General features: G+C 73.3%; 18 protein-coding genes and 1 tRNA gene. 15 read left to right on the plus strand and 4 right to left on the minus strand.

The genetic code is table 11. The features are described 5' to 3' along the window. The first annotated feature begins 52 nt into the window (after positions 1-52). From ACFSBI_RS01830 to ACFSBI_RS01865, 8 genes are all read left to right on the plus strand, one after another. On the plus strand, positions 53-592 hold the full coding sequence (locus ACFSBI_RS01830; protein WP_377931478.1) for an HAD family hydrolase: 540 nt from the start codon (positions 53-55) through the stop codon (positions 590-592). Continuing rightward, on the plus strand, positions 589-1,608 hold the full coding sequence (locus tag ACFSBI_RS01835) for a glycosyltransferase family 9 protein (protein ID WP_377931479.1): 1,020 nt from the start codon (positions 589-591) through the stop codon (positions 1,606-1,608). The genes ACFSBI_RS01830 and ACFSBI_RS01835 overlap by 4 nt, the downstream gene beginning before the upstream one ends. Further along, complete coding sequence (locus ACFSBI_RS01840; protein WP_377931480.1) at positions 1,605-2,630, plus strand: glycosyltransferase; 1,026 nt, start codon at positions 1,605-1,607, stop codon at positions 2,628-2,630. Before ACFSBI_RS01835 ends, ACFSBI_RS01840 begins: the two co-directional genes overlap by 4 nt. Next, positions 2,630-3,880, plus strand: a complete 1,251-nt coding sequence (locus ACFSBI_RS01845) for a glycosyltransferase (protein WP_377931481.1) — start codon at positions 2,630-2,632, stop codon at positions 3,878-3,880. The genes ACFSBI_RS01840 and ACFSBI_RS01845 overlap by 1 nt, the downstream gene beginning before the upstream one ends. Then, positions 3,877-4,485 (plus strand): D-sedoheptulose-7-phosphate isomerase, encoded by a 609-nt coding sequence (locus ACFSBI_RS01850; RefSeq protein WP_377931482.1) that lies wholly within the window; start codon positions 3,877-3,879, stop codon positions 4,483-4,485. Before ACFSBI_RS01845 ends, ACFSBI_RS01850 begins: the two co-directional genes overlap by 4 nt. Next, entirely contained in the window at positions 4,482-5,840 is a 1,359-nt protein-coding gene (locus tag ACFSBI_RS01855; protein ID WP_377931483.1) for a PfkB family carbohydrate kinase, read from the plus strand. Before ACFSBI_RS01850 ends, ACFSBI_RS01855 begins: the two co-directional genes overlap by 4 nt. 76 nt (positions 5,841-5,916) lie before the next feature. After that, complete coding sequence (locus ACFSBI_RS01860; RefSeq protein ID WP_377931484.1) at positions 5,917-6,624, plus strand: SDR family oxidoreductase; 708 nt, start codon at positions 5,917-5,919, stop codon at positions 6,622-6,624. A gap of 62 nt (positions 6,625-6,686) precedes the next feature. Further along, positions 6,687-7,397 carry a 3-keto-5-aminohexanoate cleavage protein gene (locus ACFSBI_RS01865; RefSeq protein ID WP_377931485.1) on the plus strand — a complete coding sequence of 237 codons (711 nt, stop codon included), beginning with the start codon at positions 6,687-6,689 and terminating at the stop codon, positions 7,395-7,397. Between the two features lie 405 nt (positions 7,398-7,802). On the opposite strand, the gene ACFSBI_RS01870 is transcribed toward ACFSBI_RS01865, so the two are convergent. Continuing rightward, complete coding sequence (locus tag ACFSBI_RS01870; protein ID WP_377931691.1) at positions 7,803-8,876, minus strand: glycosyltransferase family 9 protein; 1,074 nt, start codon at positions 8,874-8,876, stop codon at positions 7,803-7,805. A gap of 132 nt (positions 8,877-9,008) precedes the next feature. On the opposite strand from ACFSBI_RS01870, the gene ACFSBI_RS01875 reads away from it, so the two are divergent. Genes ACFSBI_RS01875 through ACFSBI_RS01890 form a run of 4 tightly spaced genes read left to right on the plus strand, consistent with a single transcriptional unit; the run spans position 9,009 to position 12,959 of the window. Then, the gene (locus ACFSBI_RS01875; protein ID WP_377931486.1) at positions 9,009-10,397 is read left to right on the plus strand and encodes an aldehyde dehydrogenase family protein; all 1,389 of its coding nucleotides are present in this window, start codon (positions 9,009-9,011) and stop codon (positions 10,395-10,397) included. Then, complete coding sequence (gene rfaE2, locus ACFSBI_RS01880) at positions 10,394-11,854, plus strand: D-glycero-beta-D-manno-heptose 1-phosphate adenylyltransferase (protein WP_377931487.1); 1,461 nt, start codon at positions 10,394-10,396, stop codon at positions 11,852-11,854. The genes ACFSBI_RS01875 and rfaE2 overlap by 4 nt, the downstream gene beginning before the upstream one ends. Beyond that, on the plus strand, positions 11,851-12,726 hold the full coding sequence (locus ACFSBI_RS01885) for a glycosyltransferase family 2 protein (protein ID WP_377931488.1): 876 nt from the start codon (positions 11,851-11,853) through the stop codon (positions 12,724-12,726). Before rfaE2 ends, ACFSBI_RS01885 begins: the two co-directional genes overlap by 4 nt. Positions 12,727-12,761: 35 nt before the next feature. After that, positions 12,762-12,959: a DUF2795 domain-containing protein gene (locus tag ACFSBI_RS01890; RefSeq protein ID WP_377931489.1), complete on the plus strand. Its 198-nt coding sequence runs from the start codon at positions 12,762-12,764 to the stop codon at positions 12,957-12,959. Between the two features lie 277 nt (positions 12,960-13,236). On the opposite strand, the gene ACFSBI_RS01895 is transcribed toward ACFSBI_RS01890, so the two are convergent. Continuing rightward, positions 13,237-13,809, minus strand: coding sequence for a LemA family protein (locus tag ACFSBI_RS01895; RefSeq protein ID WP_377931490.1), 573 nt, complete (start codon positions 13,807-13,809; stop codon positions 13,237-13,239). 252 nt (positions 13,810-14,061) lie between these two features. Here ACFSBI_RS01895 and ACFSBI_RS01900 point away from each other — a divergent pair, with 252 nt between their 5' ends. Then, entirely contained in the window at positions 14,062-14,397 is a 336-nt protein-coding gene (locus tag ACFSBI_RS01900) for a hypothetical protein (protein ID WP_377931491.1), read from the plus strand. A gap of 31 nt (positions 14,398-14,428) precedes the next feature. Beyond that, positions 14,429-14,501, plus strand: a tRNA-Leu gene (locus ACFSBI_RS01905). 97 nt (positions 14,502-14,598) lie between these two features. On the opposite strand, the gene ACFSBI_RS01910 is transcribed toward ACFSBI_RS01905, so the two are convergent. Next, a complete protein-coding gene (locus ACFSBI_RS01910; RefSeq protein WP_377931492.1) occupies positions 14,599-15,204 on the minus strand; it encodes a site-specific integrase in 606 nt (201 codons plus the stop codon). Between the two features lie 1,331 nt (positions 15,205-16,535). Between ACFSBI_RS01910 and ACFSBI_RS01915 the strand changes: the two genes are divergently transcribed. Further along, positions 16,536-17,066, plus strand: a complete 531-nt coding sequence (locus ACFSBI_RS01915; protein ID WP_377931493.1) for a CYTH domain-containing protein — start codon at positions 16,536-16,538, stop codon at positions 17,064-17,066. Here the strand turns inward: ACFSBI_RS01915 and ACFSBI_RS01920 are convergent. Beyond that, positions 17,057-18,718 carry a deoxyguanosinetriphosphate triphosphohydrolase family protein gene (locus ACFSBI_RS01920; RefSeq protein ID WP_377931494.1) on the minus strand — a complete coding sequence of 554 codons (1,662 nt, stop codon included), beginning with the start codon at positions 18,716-18,718 and terminating at the stop codon, positions 17,057-17,059. The two genes, ACFSBI_RS01915 and ACFSBI_RS01920, sit on opposite strands and share 10 nt — an antisense overlap. Positions 18,719-18,721: the final 3 nt, after the last annotated feature.

The raw sequence follows: 18,721 nt of genomic DNA on the forward strand, positions 1-18,721 counted from the left end.
AGAGCAGGCGGACTCACAGGTTCGGTGGCGAGGAGCCCACTATCCATGTCCGGTGGTCCGGCATGCGCGCACGCCCGCCGCGGTGCTGTTCGACCGCGACGCGACGCTGATCGTCGACGTGCCCTACAACGGCGACCCGGATCTCGTGACCCTCATGCCGACGGCCTCCGAGGCGGTCGCGGCCGTGCGGGAGGCGGGCCTGCCGACCGGCATCGTCTCGAACCAGTCGGGCATCGCCCGCGGCCTCATCACCGCGGCGCAGGCGGAGGCCGTGAACGCGCGGACCAGCGAGCTGCTCGGCGGCTTCGACGCGGTCCGCTACTGCCCGCACGGACCGGACGACGGCTGCGCCTGCCGGAAGCCGCGCCCGGGGATGGTGCTCGACGCCGCGGCGGCGCTCGGCGTCGACCCGGCCGACGTCGTGGTGATCGGGGACATCGGCGCGGACGTCGCCGCCGCCCACGCCGCGGGCGCCCGGGGCGTGCTCGTCCCGACCCCGGTGACCAGGCACGAGGAGGTCGAGGCCGCCGGGGCCGTGGCGACGGACCTGCTCGCCGCCGTGCGGCTGGCCCTCGCAGGCGGCGCGGCGTGACGCGCGTGCTCGTCGCCCGGCTGGACAGCATGGGCGACGTGCTCGTCTGCGGTCCCGCGGTGCGCGCGGTCGCGGCCTCCGGCGACGAGGTCGTGCTGCTCGCCGGCCCGCAGGGCGCCGCCGCCGCACGCCTGCTGCCCGGCGTCGCGGAGGTCCGCGTGCTCGCCGCCCCGTGGCAGACGAGCACGGACCGAGCGGTCGACGCGGCGCTGGTCGAGGAGGTCGCCGCGATCGTCGCCGAGACCGGCGTGACCCGCGCCGTGCTGCTGACGAGCTTCCACCAGTCGCCGCTGCCGACCGCGATGCTGCTGCGGCTCGCGGGCCTCACCGACATCACGGGCGCCTCGGTCGACGCGGCCGGCGGCCTGCTCTCCACCCGGCTGATCCCCGGCGAGGACCTGACGGAGGACCAGCCGGAGCCGCTGCGCGCCCTCGCGATCGCCGCGGCCGCCGGCTACGCCGTGGAAGAGGGGGACGACCGGCTCGCGGTCGACCTGCCCGCCGACCGCTCCCCCGCCGCGCCGGCCGGCCCCTACGTCGTGGTGCACCCGGGCGCCGCGGTGCCCGCCCGCGCCTACCCGGCCGACCTGCACCGCGCCGTCGTCGCCGAGCTGACGGCCCGCGGGCACGCGGTCGTCGTCACGGGCGCCCCCGCGGAGGCCGCGCTGACCGCGTCCGTCGCCGGGGACGCGGGCACCGACCTCGGCGGTGCGCTGGGACTCGCGGACCTCGGGCGGCTGCTGCGCGACGCCGCGGTGGTCGTCACCGGGAACACCGGGCCGGCGCACCTCGCCGCCGCGGTCGGCACCCCGATCGTCAGCCTGTTCGCCCCCGTGGTCCCGTCGATCCGCTGGGCGCCCTGGGGCGTGCCGGTCGCGCTGCTCGGTGACCAGCAGGCCGCCTGCCGCGGCACGCGCGCCCGCGTCTGCCCGGTCCCGGGGCACCCCTGCCTCGCCTCCGTGCCGCCGGCCGAGGTCGCGGACGCCGCCGAGCGCCTGATGGGAGCCGCCGCATGAAGATCCTGCTCTGGCACGTGCACGGCGGATGGACGGACGCCTTCGTCCGCGGCGACCACGACTACGTGCTGCCGACGACGATCGCCCGCGACGGCTGGGGTCTCGGCCGCGGCGGCCGCGACTGGCCTGCCTCGGCGCGCGAGGTCGCCCCGGAGGACGTCGCGGCGGAGGACGTCGACGTCGTCGTGCTGCAGCGGCCCGAGGAGCTCGCGGAGGCCGAGCGGCTGACCGGCCGCCGCATCGGGCGGGACCTGCCCGCGGTCTTCCTGGAGCACAACACCCCGAAGGGCGACGTGCCGACGTCGGTGCACCCGATGGCGGACCGCGACGACCTGCCCGTCGTCCACGTGACCCACGTGAACGCCCTGCTCTGGGACACGGGCCGCACGGCCACCACGGTGATCGAGCACGGGATCGTCGACCCCGGCCACCGCTACACGGGCGGGCTGCCGCGCTTCGCGACGGCGATCAACGAGCCGGTGCGGCGCTGGCGCGTCACCGGCACGGACCTGCTGCCGCGGTTCGCGGAGGTCGCTCCGGTCGACGTCTACGGGATGGGCACCGACCTGCTCGGCGGCCGCCTGCCGGACGCCGACGTGCACGGCCGCGGGGACGTGCAGACCGCGCCGATGCACGCCGCGCTCGCCGAGCGCCGTGCGTACCTGCACCCGATGCGCTGGACGAGCCTCGGGCTCGCGCTGCTCGAGGCGATGCACCTCGGCATGCCGGTGCTCGCGCTCGCGATGACCGAGGCGCCGCGCGCCGTGCCGCCGGAGGCGGGCGCCCTCTCCGCCGACGTCGACGAGCTGGTGGCAGCCGCCCGCACCCTCCTCGACGACCCCGACGAGGCCGCGAGACGGGGCCGGATCGCGCGGGAGGCCGCGCTCGCCCGCTACGGCCTCGCGCGCTTCCTGGCCGACTGGGACGCGCTGCTCGGCTCCCTAGCACGGCGCCCCCGTTCCTCGGGAACGGCTGGACGGGGGATTGCGGACACGCCAGCGGTTGTGAAAGAAGTCCCCTGATGAGAGTCGCACTCGTATCCGAGCACGCCAGCCCGCTGGCGAACCCCGGCGGCGTCGACGCCGGCGGTCAGAACGTCCACGTCGCCGCGCTGGCGGCCGCGCTCGGCGCCGCCGGGCACGAGGTCGTCGTCTACACGCGGCGGGACGACCCGGACCTCCAGGGCCGGATCCCGATGGCGCCCGGCGTCACCGTCGTCCCGGTCACCGCGGGCCCAGCGGGCCACGTGCCGAAGGACGCGCTGCTGCCGCACATGGGCGCCTTCGCCGACGCGCTCGCCGCGGACTGGGCGACCTGGCGGCCCGACGTCGTGCACGGCCACTTCTGGATGTCGGGGCTCGCGGCGCTCGACGCGGTCACCCGGGTCGACCTCGCGGCCGGCGGCCACGTGCCGGTCACGCAGACGTTCCACGCCCTCGGCGTCGTGAAGCGGCGCCAGCAGGGCGCGCAGGACTCCTCGCCGCTCGAGCGCGCCGTGCTCGAGCCGGACGTCGCCCGCCGCGTCGACACGGTCGTCGCGACCTGCTCCGACGAGGCGTTCGAGCTGAAGCAGATGGGCGTCCCGTCCTCCCGCATCGCGGTCGTGCCGTGCGGCGTCGACGTCGCGCACTTCACGCCGGACGGGCCGGTCGCGCCCCGCACCGGGCGCCTCCGCCTGCTGACGGTGAGCCGCCTCGTGCCGCGCAAGGGCGTCGGCAACGCCATCGAGGCGCTCGCCCGCCTGGTCGAGGTCGGCGTCGACGCCGAGCTGGTCGTGATCGGCGGCGCGGGCGACGCGAACCACCTCGAGGCGGAGCCGGAGACCGAGCGCCTGCGCCGCGTGATCGCGGAGACCGGGCTCGAGGACCGCGTGGTGCTCGCCGGGCGGATCGGCCGCGACGAGCTGCCCGCCTGGTACCGCAGCGCCGACGTCGTCGTGTGCGCGCCCTGGTACGAGCCGTTCGGGATCGTGCCGCTCGAGGCGATGGCGTGCGGCCGGCCGGTCGTCGCGACGCACGTGGGCGGCCTGATCGACACGGTCGTGGAGGACGTCACGGGCGTCCACGTGCCGCCTCGGGACCCGGAGGCGCTCGCCGACGCGCTCCAGTCCCTGCTGGCCGACCCGGCGCGGCTCGAGCGCTACGGCGCGGCCGGCCGCAAGCGGGCGCTGGCGCGATACTCGTGGCGGCGGGTCGCGGCCGACACGGCGAAGGTGTACGCGCGGCTGGCGGCGGCGACACGACGCTCGGCCGCGCTGACGGGAGACGCATGACCACGATCGACGGAGCCCGCACCTCCGCGGGCATCGCCGCGGACCACGTGGGTGCGCTGCGGCCGACGCTCGACGCGCTGGAGGCGGAGGCGCAGCGCCTCGCCGACTGGGGCGGCCTGCTCGCCGACCGGCTGCTCGGCGGCGCCCGGCTGCTCGCCGGCGGCAACGGCGGCAGCGCCGCGGAGGCGCAGCACCTGACGGCCGAGTTCGTCGGCCGCTTCGACGGCGACCGGAAGGCGTTCGGGGCGATCTGCCTGCACGGCGACTCCTCCGCGGTCACCGCGATCGCGAACGACTACGGCTACGCGGAGGTCTTCGCCCGCCAGGTGACCGCCCACGCGCGCCCCGACGACGTGCTCGTGCTGCTGTCGACCAGCGGCACGAGCGAGAACCTGCTGCGCGCCGCGCAGGCGGGCCGCGAGGCGGGCGCGACGGTGTGGGCGATGACCGGCCCCGGCCCGAACCCGCTGACCGAGGCCGCGGACGACGCCCTGGTGCTGCCGGGCGTCGGCGCGAGCGTGCAGGAGGCGCAGCTGGTCGCCGTCCACGCGCTCTGCCGGGTCTTCGACGCGATCGTGCGCGACCGGCTGGGGGCGACCCGATGAGGGCCGTCGTGGTCGGCGACGTGCTGCTCGACGTCGACGTCGAGGGCGAGGTGCAGCGGCTGACGCCGTACGCGCCGGTGCCGGTGGTCGACGTCGTCAGCGAGGTGCGGCGGGCCGGCGGCGCCGGGCTCGTCGCGACGATGCTGCAGGGCGACGGGCACGAGGTGACGCTCGTCACCGCCCTGGCCGAGGACGACCGCGGCCGCGAGCTGGCCGGGCTGCTGCCCGGCGTGCGGCTGGTGGCGGGCCGCTCCCCCTCCCCCACCCCCGTGAAGACGCGGGTGCGGAGCCTCGAGCAGCCGATCGCGCGGATCGACGAGGGCTCGGCCGCTCCGGAGGCCCCCGAGGTGACGCCCGAGATGCTCGACGCGCTCCGCGAGGCCGACCTGGTCGTGGTCGCGGACTACGGCCGCCGCCTGCTCGCCGACGAGGGCCTGCGCGCCGCGCTGGCCGAGGTCGGCGCGCGCGTCCCGCTCGTCTGGGACCCGCACCCGAAGGGCGCGACTCCGGTGCCGGGCGCCGTGGTGACCCCGAATCTGGGCGAGGCGCGCCTGTTCTCCGGCGTCGAGGGCTCCGGCGTCCCCTTCGCGGACGAGGCAGCGATCCGGCTGCGGGAGGCCTGGAGCGCGAGCGCCGTCATCGTGACGATGGGCGCCGCGGGCGCCCTGCTGCGCACGACGCCCGGCGGGCTGCCGATGGTCGTCGCCGCCGACGCGGTCGCCGAGGCGGACGTGAACGGCGCGGGCGACCGGTTCGCCTCCGCGCTCGCGGTCGCGCTCGGCGAGGGCGCCGCGCCCGTCGCAGCGGTGCAGGCCGCCGTGCGGACCACGGGTCGCTACCTCGCCGACGGCGGCGTGAACGCGCTCGGCGCGACCCCGCCCGCCGCGCTGCCCGGCGCCGACCGCGACGCGCTCGCGGTCGTCGAGCGGGTGCGCGCGGCCGGTGGCACGGTCGTCGCCACCGGCGGCTGCTTCGACCTGATTCACGCCGGGCACGCGAAGACCCTCGCCGCGGCGCGGGCGCTCGGCGACTGCCTGATCGTGCTGCTGAACTCCGACGACTCGGTCCGCCGGCTGAAGGGCCCGGAGCGGCCGCTGATGCCGGAGGGCGACCGCACCGACCTGCTGTCGGCGCTGCAGGTCGTCGACGGCGTGATCGTGTTCGGAGAGGACACCCCGGTCGAGGCGATCCGCCGCATCCGGCCCGACATCTGGGTGAAGGGCGGCGACTACGACGCCGCCGACCTGCCCGAGGCCGCGGTCATCAAGCAGTGGGGCGGCCGCGCCGTGACCGTCCCGTTCTTCCCCGGCCGCTCGACCACGCGCCTCGCCGCGGCGATCCAGCGCGTCTCCTGATCCCGTTCGGTCAGGGTTCGTGCCGCTCTGACCGCCTGATTCCGGCACGAACACTGAGCAACCGAAGGACCTGACCATGCCCATCGCCTCCACCGAGCCCACGCCCCTCGGCCGCACCCTGATCACCGGCGGGGCCGCCGGCCTCGGCGCCGCCGTCGCCGACGCGATCGCGGAGGCCGGCGGCACGCCGCTGGTGATCGACCTCGACCCGTCGAGCAGCCCGCACAAGGCCTGGGCGGGCGACGTCACCGACACCCGCGCGATCGAGCGGCTGGTCGAGCAGATCGCCGAGGAGCAGGGCGGCCTCGACGCCGTCGTGACCGCCGCGGGCATCGACAAGCCGGGCCGCCTCGACGAGATCGCCGGCGACGTGTGGGAGCGCGTCGTCGCGGTGAACCTGCTCGGCACCGCCGCAGTCGTCCGCGCCGCGCTGCCCGCCCTCACTGCGACCCACGGCCGCGTCGTGACGGTCGCCTCGTCGCTCGGCGTGCGCGCCGTGTCGGACGCGACCGCGTACTCCGCCAGCAAGTTCGGCGTGATCGGCTTCAGCCGCGCGCTCGCCGCCGAAACGCGGGGACAGATCGGCGTCACCACGCTGATCCCCGCCGGCATGAAGACGCGCTTCTTCGACGGCCGCACCCCGCAGTACGCGCCGGGGCCGGACGCGAACCTGAACGACCCGGCGAACGTCGCGAACGCGGTCGTCTACGCGCTCCGCTCCCCGCGCGGCAGCGAGATCCGCGAGATCTCGGTCATGCACGAGGAGGAGCCGTCCTGGCCGTGACCCTCAGCGGGCAGGGACGGGACTGACAGCCGCTCCTCGGAGCCGCTGCCTAGCCTCCCCGCATGCTGCAGGCGGCGTTGAACGGCAGGCGGTCGAAGCGCGACCACGAGGGCGTGCCGGTGACCGCGGCCGAGTTGCAGCGGGACGCGATCGAGTGCGCCGCGGAGGGCGCGCACGGCTTCCACGTCCATCCGCGCGACGAACTGGGCGTCGAGCGGATGGACGCGGCCGTGGTCGACGCCGCCGCGACCGCGCTGCACGACGCCACCCGCTGGCCGGTCAGCGTCTCGACGGCGGACTGGATCGAGGTCGACCTGCGGGCGCGGCAGGCGGCGGTCGCACGCTGGCGCGGCCCCGACAGCGCGACGGTGGAGGTCAAGGAGGAGGACTCCTTCGACCTGATCCGCACCCTGCTCGGGCTCGGCATCGAGGTGGAGGCGGGGCTGCAGGACGCGGAGGACGCCGCGGCGCTCGTGCGCAGCGGCCTCGGCGACCGCGTGCACCGGCTGCTGATCGAGCTGGTGCACGTGCCCGCGGCGGAGGTCGTCGATCGCGCCGCGGAGGTGCACCGGGTGCTCGACCACGCCGACCTGCTGCCGCCGCGGCTGCAGCACGGCGAAGACGACTCGGCGTGGATCGCGCTCGAGGACGCGGTGCGCCGCGGCGTCGACACCCGGATCGGCCTCGAGGACGCGCTCCTGCTGCCCGACGGCTCCCGCGCCGCGTCGAACGCGGCCCTGATCCGCGCCGCGGTCTCCCTCGGCGCCGCCTGAGCGGGTGCCTGCGCGCGCCGGGAGCACGGAACCCGCGCGCTTCCCCACCATCCGTGAGCCGTGGAGCGCCCGCGGTGTCGGATCCCGCCCGCGCACCGCCGAGCCGAGCCGCACCCGGGCGACTCCCGACAACTCGGGCGCCCCGGAACGCCCGGAGGGTCGGTTCTCGCCCGCATCTCGCCGGGACGACTGACATCGGGGCGGGAACGGCGCATCCGGGCGCGAATGACCGTCCGAACCCGCCCGGATCCGCCGATCACGCCCGTGTGAGTCAGCAAGTCCGCCCCGCACCCCGACACCCGCCTCCCAGCCCCGCGCCGCGCCGCGCGAATGTGCGCCCGCAGCGCCAGATGGCGCCGAGCGCTCGGCGCGGATTGGCGCTGCGGGCGACGACTGCGGCGCGGGTCAGCCGCGGAGGCGGAGGAGGTCGCGGACGTCCTCCAGCACGTCGGCGACGGGGACGTCCGCCACGTAGGAGGGGTCGTGCTCGCAGCGCGGCGCGGTCCAGCCCACCTGGGTCGCGTCGGCGCCGCAGATCGGGCACCGCGTGATCCGGCCGAGGCGGATGCGGTGCCGCTCTCGCCCGAACGGCATCGCGTTGATCGTGTTGCCGAACACGAAGATCCCGACCGTCGGGGCGCCGAGCGCCTGCGCCAGGTGGCGGGGGCCGCTGTCGTTCGCGAGCACGACGGCCGCGGCCGCGAGCACCCCGACCAGGTCCGTCAGCGAGAGCGTGCCGGCGAGCGACCGCACGGCGGGGTGCGCGGCCGCGCGCACGACGGCCTCCGCCACCGGCACCTCGGAGGGGTCGCCCACGACCGCGACCGCGACGCCGTCGGCCGCGAGCGCCGCGGCGACCTCGCCGAACCGCTCGGTCGGCCAGTGCCGGCGCGGGTCGGTCGCCCCCGGGTGGAGCACGACCACCGGGCCGGGCCCGAGCAGCGCCCGGGCCGCGGCGAGCTCGTCCGCGGTCGCGGTGAGCCGGGGCTCCAGGTCGACGGGCGCGGCACCCGCGAGCCCCGCCACCTCGAGCCACCGCAGCACCTCGTGCTGGAAGAAGTCGTAGTGGAGCGTCCGCTCGAGCCGCGTCGCGTCCGGGGTGCCCGTGCCGACCGTGTGGCGCGCGCCGAGCCGCAGCAGGAAGGGGTTCGCGTTGCGCCCACCGCCGTGCAGCTGCGCGGCGAGATCGAATCGCGGCAGCCGCTCGAAGAATTCCGCCGTCGCGGCCGGGTCCTCCTCCCCCGCCCGCACGCCGGGCGCCGCGGGCAGCACCTCGACCCGGTCGACGACGCCCCGGCCCTCGAGCAGCGCGGCGTGCGCGGGCATGCCGAGCAGCACGACCTTCGCGCCCGGGTACGCGGCCCGCAGCGCGGCGATCGCGGGCAGCGCGAAGACGAGGTCGCCGATGCCCCCGCCGCGCAGCACGGCGATGCGCTCGACGTCGTCGAAGGAGGCGTGGAGCGGGGCGACAGCAGGCATCGGCACCCCCCAATCCTGAGCCACTGTCAAGCCCCAGCCTGCTCACAGGTGCCCCGGGGGGCGCCGCCCCTAGTGTGCCAAGGCCCCGTCTCCCGCGGGTCGCCGACCCACGACCCGGAAGGACGCTCCTGCATGACCCTGCAGCCCGCGCTCGACCACGCCACCGGCATCTCGATCACCGACCCCGCGAGCGGCGAGACGGTCGGCGTCCTGGCGTCCGCGGACGCCGGCGAGGCGCGCGTCGCCGTCGAACGGGCGGCGCTCGCGTTCCCGGGCTGGGCGGCGACGCCGCCGGCGGAGCGGGGCCTGCGCCTGCGCGACGCGGCGCTCGCGCTGCAGGCGCGCGCGGACGAGGTCGCGGCGCTGAACACCCGCGAGACGGGCAAGCCGGCGGGCGACGCGGCGGGCGGCGTCGAGGCGGCCGTGAACACCCTGCTGCAGTACAGCGAGCTCGGCCCGGTGCACCGCGGCCGGCAGCTGCGCGGCGGCCGGATGGCCGTCGACGTGGCGATGCCGCAGCCCCGTGGCGTCGTCGTCGCCCTCACCCCCTGGAACGACCCGGTCGCGGTCGTCGCCGGCCTGCTCGGCGCGGCGATCGTCAGCGGCAACACCGTCGTCCACAAGCCGAGCGAGCGCAGCCCGCACACCGGCGCGCTCGTCGACGAGATCCTCGCCGCCGCGCTGCCGGAGGGCGTGCTGGTGCACGTCACCGGCGACGGCGCGACCGGCGCGGCGCTCGTCGAGCAGCCGGACGTCGCGGTGATCGCGCACGTCGGCTCCACCGCCACCGGCCGCGCCCTCGCCCGGGTCGGGGCGGAGCGCGACGTCCACGTCATCCGCGAGAACGGCGGCAACGACGCCCTGATCGTCGACCGCGACGTCGACCCGGTCTGGGCGGCGGGTCAGGCTGCGCTCGGGGCGTTCGCGAATGCCGGCCAGATCTGCACCTCCGTCGAGCGGATCTACGTGCATCGCGCGGTCGCCGAGCCGTTCCTGTCGGCGCTGGTCGCGGCGGCGGACGCCTGGACCACGACCTCCGGCCAGCCGCTCGTCGACGAGCGGATGCGCGAGGCGGTCGCGGGTCAGGTCGACGCTGCGGTCGCCGCTGGCGCGACGCTGCTGACCGGCGGGACGGTGCCGGAGGGCCCGGGCAGCCGCTACCCGGCGACCGTGCTGGCCGACGTGCCTGAGGACGCGGAGGTGCTGACGGAGGAGACCTTCGGCCCCGTGGCGCCGGTGGTCGTGGTCGACGACTTCGACGAGGGCCTGCGGCTCGCCGCGGCCGACCGCTACGGCCTCGCCGCGACGGTGCTGACGGCCGATATGGTCAACGCGCACCGGGCCGCGGCGCTGCTGCCCGTCGGCACGGTGAAGGTGAACGCCGTCTTCGGCGGTGCTCCCGGCGGCAGCGCGCAGCCGCGCGGCGCCTCCGGCTCCGGCTTCGGCTACGGCCCGGAGCTGCTGGACGAGATGACCACGACGACCGTCGTCCACTTCGGGCTGCCGGGCGGTGCCGCGTGAGCGACGCGCGCGAGACGGGACTCGTCGACCGGGTCCTCGCCCACTGCTGCGAGCCGCTCGTCGTCGCGGGCGACCTGCTGCTCGACCGCTTCGTCAGCGGCCCCTCCGACCGGCTGAGCCGGGAGGCGCCCGCGCCGGTCGTCTCGGTGCGGACGCGGCAGGACGTGCCGGGCGGCGCCGCGAACACGGCGGTGAACCTCGCGGCGCTCGGCGCGACCGTGCGGGTGGTCGGCGCGATCGGCGACGACGAGGCCGGCGACTCCCTGGTCCGCCTGCTGCAGGAGGCGGGCGTCGACACCGCGGGCGTCGTCCGCCTGCCCGGGCTCGCCACGACGCTGAAGACCCGCGTGGTCGCGGCGGGCCAGGTGCTCGTCCGCTTCGACGAGGGCGCGGTGCTCGACGGGGGCCAGCAGGAGGCGGTCGCGGCCGCGCTGCACACGGCCCTCGACGGCGCGGAGGGCGTGCTGGTCTGCGACTACGGCATGGGCGCCACGGAGGGCGCGGTGCGGGAGCGGCTGCGCGACGACCGCCCCGCGATCCTCGTGGTCGACGCGCACGACCTGGAGCCGTGGGCTCCCCTGCACCCGACCGCGGTCACGCCGAACGCGGGGGAGGCGCAGCGGCTGCTCGGCCGCACCTTCGGCGCCGACCGCGTCGCCGAGGTCGCCGGCCTCCGGGACGAGCTGCTCGGCCGCACCGGCGCGGAGGGCGTCATCGTCACCCTCGATCGCGACGGCACCGTCGTCCACGGCCCGGGCGCCCCGAGCCGCACCTTCGCCCGCCCCGCCCCGGAGTCGATGGCGAACGGCGCCGGCGACACGTTCGCGGCCGCGCTGCTGCGCGCCCTCGCCGCGGGCTGCGACCTGCACGACGCCGCAGTCTTCGCGCAGCTGGCCGCGGACGTGGTCGTGCGGCAGACCGGCACGAGCGTCTGCACCGCGGACGCGCTGATCGCCTCCCTGTCCGACGGCGCGCGGCTGCTCGACGAGCGGGCCCTCGTCGCGGCGCTGCAGGCGGACCGCAAGGCGGGTCGCCGCATCGTCTTCACGAACGGCTGCTTCGACGTGCTCCACCTCGGTCACATCTCGTACCTGAAGCAGGCGAAGCAGCTGGGCGACGTGCTCGTCGTCGCGGTGAACGACGACGACTCGGTACGCCGCCTGAAGGGCCCGGGCCGGCCGATCAACACGGCCGCGGACCGCGCGGGCGTGCTCGCGGAGCTCTCGAGCGTCGACTACGTGACCGTCTTCGGGCAGGACACCCCGATCCACCTCATCGAGACCGTGGAGCCGGACGTCTACACGAAGGGCGGCGACTACACGCCCGAGATGCTCGTGGAGACGCCGATCGTGCGGGCGCACGGCGGCGAGGTGCGGATCGTGGACTGGGTCAGCTCGCACTCCACGAGCGGCATGCTCGCCCGGGCGCGCGTCGCGGGCGTGGAGGCGCAGGCGTGACGAGCCGCCGGACCGCGGCCCGCTGGGCGGCGGAGCGCAGCGTCGGCCCGGACGCGGTGCTCGACGTGCTGGTGCCGACCTCCGGCCGCCTCGCGGAGCTCGCGACCGTGCTGGCGGGCCTCGCCGCGCAGGACGACCCGCCCTTCCGCGTCGTGATCAGCGACCAGTCCGACGACCACGCGATGGCGGTCGAGCCAGCCGTGCAGGCGATGATCCGGGTGCTTACGGCGCAGGGCCGCGAGGTGCGCGTGCTGCAGCACCTCCCTCGCCTCGGCATCGCGGAGCACCGCGCCTTCCTGCTCGAGCAGGCGACCTCGCCGTACGTGCTGTTCCTCGACGACGACGTGTGGCCGGAGCCCGGCCTCCTCGCCACCCTCTACGAGGCGATCGAGCGGCTCGGCTGCGGCGTCGTCGGCGCCGCGCAGCAGGGCCTGTCGTACCTCGGCGACGAGCGCCCCGCCGAGCAGGCGCCGTTCACGCCGTGGGAGGACGGGGTGAGCCCGGAGCGGCTGCGCAAGGACGCCCCCGGCACCGAGCGCTGGACGCTGCACAACGCCGCGAACCTCGCCCACATCGCGGCGCGCACCGACCTGCCCGAGGAGGGCTGGCTGCCCTACCGGGTCGCCTGGCTGGCCGGCTGCGTGCTGTACCGCCGCGAGGGGCTGCAGGCGGTCGGCGGCTTCGACTTCTGGCGCGACCTGCCGCCGAACCACGGCGGCGAGGACGTCGCCGCGCAGTGGAAGGTCATGGAGCGCTTCGGCGGCGCCGGCGTGCTGCCCTCCGGCGCCGTGCACCTCGAGGCGCCGACGACCGTGCCCGACCGCACCGTGGACGCGGCGGCCGCCGTGTTCGCCCACGAGACGACCGGCTGAGCCGCCGGTCCCCGCAAGAAGGAAAGGAACCCGCCATGGCGGACATGCCGAACCCGATCCAGGTCCAGAAGTTCCTGGGCGGGATGGACTACCCGGTCAGCAAGGACACCATCCTGAAGACGGCGAAGGACTCGGGCGCCGACCAGCCGGTGCTGGACGCGCTGGGCAACATCCCGGACCGCCAGTACGACGGCCCGAACGCGATCAGCCACGAGCTCTCCGTCAACAACTGACCCGAGCCCGCCCGCTTCTTCGGCGGCCGGTGACATCTCTGCAGCGCAGCAGCGCCGAAGAAGTCACCGGCCGCCGAACTCGTCTCTGCTGTCGGCGCCCCGCTCGAGCAACCCGCTAACCCCCGCTGGTCGAGCCTGTCGAGACCACCGCTCGCGCGCGGACCAGGGCGTCCGCACCTGCACCCGCCCAGCCCCGCCCCACCCCGCTGGTTGAGCCTGTCGAAACCACCGACCAGACGCACCCGCTGACCGCGCCAAACCCACCCAGCGACAGAACTCAGAACTGAATCCGCGGCGGCTCCGCAACCGCAGACCCGCCGACCTCGAAGAACTCGCGCCGCTCGATCCCCGCTCGCTTCGCGACGAAGCTCGACGGCAGCACCTGCAGCTTCGTGTTCAGCTCGCGCACGCCGCCGTTGTAGAAGCGGCGGGAGGCCTGCATCCGCTCCTCCGTCTCCCCCAGCTCGGAGCGCAGCCCGAGGAACTCGGGGCTCGCGGTCAGCTGCGGATAGCTGTCGGCGGTGGAGAGCAGGGAGCGCAGCGCCTGCTGCAGGTGCGTCTCGGCGACCGTCGCCCGCTCGGGCGACTTGGCCGCCAGGGTCTCCTCCCTCGCGGCCTCGACCGACTCGAACACCCGCGGCTCGTGCGTCGCGTATTGCCGCACGGAGCCGGAGAGCCGGGGCAGCAGGTCGGCGCGCTGCCGCACGAGCTGCTCGATGTCCCGCCAGGACTCGTCGACGCGGTCCCGCAGGGTGAGGAGCGACGAGCGGGTCGCCACGAAGAGGAGCGCGAGCAGGACCACCAGGATCACGACGACGACGAGCGGGATCCAGATCGCAGCGGCATCCATACGCCGAGCCTACGGCGGAGTCGGCGGACACTCAGTGGAAGCGCAGGCCCCTCCTAGCCGTCCGTGGGTCGCCGTTCTGCTTCCGAGAGCGTGAGCACCGAAGGACTGCGCAGCCCGACCGCAGGACCGATGCCCTGGATCGGGCAGAGGGCGCCCGCCCTCAGGTATCGACGAAGGGCTTGTCATCAAGCGCTCAGCCGGTTCCCCCGCAGGGGTGATGCGTCACTCGCGCAGCGCCCCGAGAGTGGATGCATGACCGGCCCGAACCTGCTCGCGCTCGACCGCGCGGCGACGGTCGCCGGCGTCACGCTCCTGGGCGCCACCGCTCTGCTGGCTCCGGTGCTCGCCGCGTTCGAGGGCATGCAGTCGAACGCCTGCACGCTGTCCTGCGATGCGGGGATGGTGGGCGCGGGCAGCGGCGTGATCGCCCTCGGCCCGGCGATCTGCCTGACGGCGGTGATCGTCGTCGTGCTCGGCGTGCGCCGCCCCGGTCGCCCGCTCGCCTGGGTCGGCCTCCTCGGCCTGGCGGCGACGACCGGCACGGTGGTGCTCGGTATCGCGCTCATCACGGGCGGCATCGGCGGCTGACCGCGGCCCTCGGCTAGGGTCGCGGCGTTCCGCCCCCGTAGCCCAATGGCAGAGGCAGGCGACTTAAAATCGCTTCAGTCAGGGTTCGAGTCCCTGCGGGGGCACGCTCAGCGTCGACACGTCCGACGCCCCCACCCCGCCGGTCGAGGTGCGAGCGCAGCGAGCCTCGAGACCACCGCCACCAGCTGAGCGCCGAGCTGTTCATCCAGCCCGCAGGCAGGGCGTTGCAGAGCTCGATCCTCGCCAGGGGTCCGCTTCTCGACCCAGCGTCATAGCCGCGGAGGCGTGCCCGAGCATCCGCTGCACCGCCTTCACGTTCGCGCCGGCGCTCACCGCGAGGCTCGCGGCCGTGTGCCGGAGGTCATGGATGGTCGGCCGCGGGAAGGTCGGGTCGAGCTCCTGCGCGCGGGCGATCGCCTGCACCCACCAGCCGCAGTTCACCGTCGGCTGCCGCAGGTACTGCTTCCCGTCCCCGAACACGAGGTCGCCGCCCGCGCGACCCCGACTAAGCACCGCGAGCTCGTAGGCGAGGAACGCCGGCACCGGCACCCGCCGGGCGTGATGCGACTTCGGGGTACCGACGATGATTCTCCCGCCCATCCGGACCGCGTTCTCTACGACGGACACCCGACGCTTTATCAGATCGACCTCACGCATGCGGAGTGCGACTGCCTCGCCCCAGCGCAGGCCGGTGTAGCAGAGGAAGCGGACGAGGGTGCCCTTGTCCTTCGCGCACTGTGCCAGCAGCTCGACCTGCTGGTGCGAGAGGTAGGCGTGCCGCTTGCCGTGCTTCCGCGGCAGGTGCACGCCGCGCGCCGGGTTGACGGTCAGGCGCCGGTCGAGGACCGCGAGGTCGAGGATCGACGCGAGGATCCCGTACGCCCGGATGACGCTCGTCGCACCGAGCGGATGCTCGGCGCGGTCCCCTCGACCAGCGCCTTCACCCAGAGCTGCACTTCGCTGTGCCGGACCCGGCCGAGTTCGACCTCGCCCCACCGCGGCTCGACGCACACCCGCGAGGCCGACTCCAGCACGCCGTAGGAGCTGGGCTTGAGATGCATCTGCGCGGCAAGCCAGGTTGGCCCGAGGTCACCGACCGTCGCCCTGGCCGACTGCGGGTCGATGTATTAGCCGCGACCTGTCGCGACGATCACTGACGCGATGAACGCCTCGGCTTCCTTGCGCGTGACGAAGCCGGCCCGCTCCTTCGACCGCATCTCCGGATCGCGATACCGCACCCGATACCGCCGCCCAGCCCCAGTCTCATAACGCTCGATACTCGCCACGATCGACCTTCCGCCCCCCGAATCTCGTCACCTTATGCACCCGCACCGACGCTCGCTCCGCTACACCTCTCACCCTCGTCCGACTCCTAGCCCCTCACCACCTCCTGTCACTTCACCTGACACCTGCTCCCTGTCTTGCCCTGTCCTGGCCTGCCGCCTGTACTCGCGAACCACCCTCAGTCAGCAACGCTTCTCTGCTGAGTGAGGGTGGTTCGCGAGCGGCGTCAGCCGAGGTGGCAGGCCAGGACAGGGCAAGACGCCCGAAACCCCTCGCGAGACCCCTCGCATCGAACGAGGCACCTTGCGAGGGATCTGTCATCGAGCCGCTCGAGAAGGCGGGCCGCCACGATCCTGACGAGCACCTACGTCAGTCAGCGCCACCACCTCAGCGCTTCGCCCAACACCTCCGGTCCAGGAGTGGAGGCTTATCCCGAACAAGCAGGGGTCGCGGGTGCCCGGCGTCCTTTGGGCGCCCATGTCTGTTACCAGCCCGCCCGCGGGGCTCCTCGGACAGTGTGGCACCGGTCACAAGCAAGAACAGCCGTAGGGTTGCGTCGCGACCACCCTTGATGCGGCGATGCCGATGGATGACGACGTCCTAGGGGCCGAGCTCGGAAGTGCGTTGGGCTATGTCACACAATTGCCGTTTTCGATCCACAGTCCATATGGCGGAGCAGCCCCCGACTGGCCGCCCGCAGAGATGCATACGTCATAGGTCGGCTGCTCCGAACTGCGCAGGACCATAATGACAAAACACGCGACCCGCCTACCGAGGTGCATGCGGCAGCATTACGCTCCCATCAGGCAGACCCCTCGCCATTGCGGTCAGAAGTCGCCACGCAAGGAGAGCCGATGGACACCGAGACCGAACGACGCTTCCTCGTCGGAGACCTGTCGATCGTGCGCGGCGCGCAGTGGCAACTCCTCACTCAGGCGTACGTTTTCACCGCAGACAGCTACGCCATCCGCGTTCGGCTCGTGCAGGAGCAGATCGAGTTCAGCGCGGACGTCCTTGATCGGGCCGCCTTCCTGACAGGCAAGGGACCGGATTTTGGATTCGGAACCGCGCGCAAGCGCGAGGAGTACGAGGTCTCGGTCTCGCCGCTGTGGGCTCGGCAGGTCATCGACCGAGCAGGCAACGTGGTCACGAAGCGGCGGTACCACGTTCTGATGAATGAGGCGTGGGACGTCGATGAATTCCTAGGCGAGAACGAGGGTCTCTGCATCGCGGAGCTTGAAGGCGGCGATCAGGTTGGGAACGTGCCTCTCCCACCTTGGGCGTCGCGCGACATCAGCAAGGACCCGCGGTTCGACAACGACCAGCTTGCAGTCCGCCCCTGGAGTACGTGGCCGGACGAGGAGCGCCAGCAGGCTTACGGATAGCTCCCTACGCGAAGCGCGGCAAGAGCGCGCGGCACGGCGTAGGCAGCCGAGCCAGTTAGTTGAGCGTGCAGCGTGTACGCCTGTTCATCCGTCAGGCTGCAGATGTAATCGACCACTGCGCGCGCGACGATTTGTCGTGGCAAGTAGTTGCCAGGGTTCGCCGCCCCAAGTTGCAGATAGTCCTTCAGGCGCGGCGGAAGCCCGCGGATGCTCTCATCGATTTGCCGAAGTGACATCGTTGGCGTCTTATCGGGCAGTGAGCCCTCCTGGATGCACACCTCCTGCGCCTTGACGTACAGCGCTTGGAACATCTCTCCAATCACCCGCCGCTGACCATCTCTGATATTGATGAGGTCTGGGTCGTCGATAACGAAGAACCAGGTCAGCTGCTTCATGAACTCCATGAAGCGGGCGACGAAGTCGTGCGCGAACTTTAGCTCTCCGTCCACGACGATAAGGTCGTTGACAAAAGCCGTGATGAGGGCGGAACGCATACGCGTAACCTGTCCACGCCCAGCGAGGTTATCGCTGTACGCGTCACCTGGCAGCAAGTTGAACATCGTGTTCATCTGTTCAAGCAACGGGAACTGTTCGAGTATCAGGTCGCGCACGTCGCGGTCCCTGGGGTTCCCATGAAGCGGCAGGTTCAGGATCACGCTGACGCCATCCGCCGTCTCAATTGAAGCGGTCGCGGTCGTCGCACCCGGGTTCGCGCGCGCGCTCTCGATTGCCGTGATGGCTGCTTCCTCAGCGCGCCCGAGCAGGCCATAGTGCCGATGCACTTCACGCAAGCCCTTAAACTTCGATTTGTCTGGATCCGTGACTGCGTAATTGAGGACCTTCACGAAGTCCGGACTGCCGACCCTGAGATTTGCGATAGGAATCAGCCGCGCCTTGTAGAAATCCTCGAGGTCGTGCACCGCATAGGCGATGTCATCCGCGGTATCCATGATCTGCGCTTCAAGGGACTGCTCCGCCGGTGTTCCAAGTGGGCCACCGAGTACCCACTCGAGTATGGCGCGGTCGCAGTCGTATGCGCCCCACTTCTCAAGCTTTGTTGGGTGGGCTCCCTTGAGCCAGGGATACTTCACTGTCGCGCGGAGCGTGCGCTGCATGAGGTCGAGCCCGAAGGGCGTCGGGTTGTCGCTCTTTGGCGCTAGTAGTGCGACGATTCGAAGCGACTGCGCGTTACCCTCGAAGCTATCCATGAGCGCACACGGTGGGTTGTTCTTACATACCTGCTCGTAGACATCCTCGCGGATCTTTCGTCCCTGGCGGCCCTCGAAATCGTTGTGCTCTCGGCGGTGCTCGACGCACTGCAGAGCGTTCTGAAGCGCCTCTTCGCCCGTGTGTCCGAATGGAGCATGACCGATGTCGTGAGCAAGCGCGGCCGTCGCTACGACGTCGACGTTGACGTCATGACCCTGCTTCTTCAAGGCGAGCGTGATGCTTTCACCCACCTGCTCAACACGATACGAATGTGTCAGACGGTTGTGAAGACTATTCGCAGTCAACGTGACAACCTGCGTAACTCCCTCAAGGCGCGCAAACTCAGAGGAGTAGAAGACTCGGTCGTGATCGCGCTGATACGGGGAACGAGGATCTTGAGGCGCGATTGGCCCCGCGCCAGAGCGGCGAGTATCGCCTGTCACTGT

Origin of the sequence: Amnibacterium endophyticum (assembly GCF_042680685.1) — a bacterium.
GTDB lineage: Bacteria > Actinomycetota > Actinomycetes > Actinomycetales > Microbacteriaceae > Amnibacterium > Amnibacterium endophyticum.